This window comes from Paenisporosarcina sp. P4_E4_2, assembly GCF_056401595.1.
This window is the reverse complement of sequence record NZ_JBFUJC010000500.1, coordinates 1-1,563: the sequence shown is the minus strand read 5'-3', so window position 1 is coordinate 1,563 and position 1,563 is coordinate 1. Positions and strand designations below refer to the sequence as shown.

3 protein-coding genes are annotated in these 1,563 nt (G+C 28.2%); all 3 read right to left on the bottom strand.

The window, feature by feature from the left end; genetic code table 11:
• Positions 1-8: 8 nt before the first annotated feature.
• From AC1DSB_RS19095 to AC1DSB_RS19085, 3 genes are read right to left on the bottom strand one after another with little or no spacing between them, the layout of a single operon-like run.
• A complete protein-coding gene (locus tag AC1DSB_RS19095; protein ID WP_477531430.1) occupies positions 9-248 on the bottom strand; it encodes a hypothetical protein in 240 nt (79 codons plus the stop codon).
• Positions 248-409: a YvrJ family protein gene (locus AC1DSB_RS19090; protein WP_016428784.1), complete on the bottom strand. Its 162-nt coding sequence runs from the start codon at positions 407-409 to the stop codon at positions 248-250. Before AC1DSB_RS19090 ends, AC1DSB_RS19095 begins: the two co-directional genes overlap by 1 nt.
• Complete coding sequence (locus tag AC1DSB_RS19085; protein ID WP_477531429.1) at positions 399-755, bottom strand: sigma factor-like helix-turn-helix DNA-binding protein; 357 nt, start codon at positions 753-755, stop codon at positions 399-401. The genes AC1DSB_RS19090 and AC1DSB_RS19085 overlap by 11 nt, the downstream gene beginning before the upstream one ends.
• Between the last annotated feature and the right edge of the window lie 808 nt (positions 756-1,563).

Genomic DNA, 1,563 nt, shown 5'->3' with positions numbered 1-1,563 from the left:
TGGTTACACTAAGATAGTTCAAAGGACAATGATTCGTTTTCTGTTATGTTGAATGATTGTCCAAAAGTGGTAAAGAAACCTGGTACGTTTCTACTTATCTTATTGTTAATTACTTTTAGTATATATAACATTAATTCTTGTTCCAAATCTTCTCTATTTTCAAGAGATGTCTGAAAGAGTGACCTTTTAATTTTAGGCTGAATTAAATCTATTATTGCTCTTATTTCTTTTTCCTCAATAATATTCATTATGAATTCACTCCTTTGTTTCCAACAACTTTTGCTAAGTTTTGTATTGTGTTATCGAGAGATTCAATCTTTCTTTCAAAGCGATGCAATAAATAAATGGTCATGACAATCGGAAAACCAAAGTTGCCTACTAATTGGATCATACTCGCTTCATCTAACATCGTTCATTTCCCCCCTTAGTTTCTTCAATGCTACATTCTTCGTATTAGTAACAAACTGCTGTGAGACAGCTAAAGTTTTCGCTATCTCAACATCTTTTAACTCCATTACAAATACATAAAATAAAATTTCTCTTTGTTTATTGGTTAATTTTTTTATCGAAGAATGCAATTTAAAATCTGTTATATAATCCTCTAACTTGTTTGAATGAGTTTCTTCTCTGGGAGGTGGTACTTCAATTAAATCTAGTAACGTAGAATTATCTTCGTTTGGTCTATCTAAAATTGATTGATAACGTTGCTTATACAGTCGATTTTTTCTATCTAATTTTTGACTTTCAAAGTGCAAACTTTTTAGTATATAAGCAATCGAACGGATTCTAAAATAAAACTCCTTAAATCTTTCATCTAAAATTTTTTGGTTAATGCCTGTTGGATTCCTAAGATACTCTTGATATAGCTTTCGATTCCTATCATCTTGAAAAAACTCTGCAAGTAGTCGATTTTTATTTATTTCAAACTTCCACCTCCCATTTACACGAATGTATGTTCGCTTTTTGAGTAAAAAATATAGAACATGAATAAAATCATGTCCTTTATTATTAAAGGGATATATAGTATAAATATAACAACCAGTTTATGCTAAAAAATCTTTTTATTAGGTTAATTTTACATGATTTTCATAAAAAATCATATATATTTTGATAGTCAAAGCATTGGGGGAGAGGTTCATGCCAATAGAGTTTCACTATTTCTCATTGATTTTATTTGGTTTAATACTAGTTCGAATCTTTTTAAAAGAGAAAAAAGAAAGATTTAAGAAGATTAATGCTTATATAACAGTAGTCAACATTGGAATTCTTCTACTTTTTAATTTAATTACCTATTACTTGTCGGATCAATATCGATTATTTTTCATAAACCAATTTAATACCTATTTATTGATAGTTATATTCATTATTATTCACATTACTCTTATACTTGATATAATCAAAACAAATAAAAAGGACGAAGCTTAGTAGCTATCGTCCTTTTTTATTTTTTTTTAAATATTACCATTTTATATAGTTAATTTGACCGTTTTGAGTCCTTTGTACATTACCGTACTGATCAAGTGCTTCCCATTTAATTTGAATGGCACTTCCATTATCGTACAT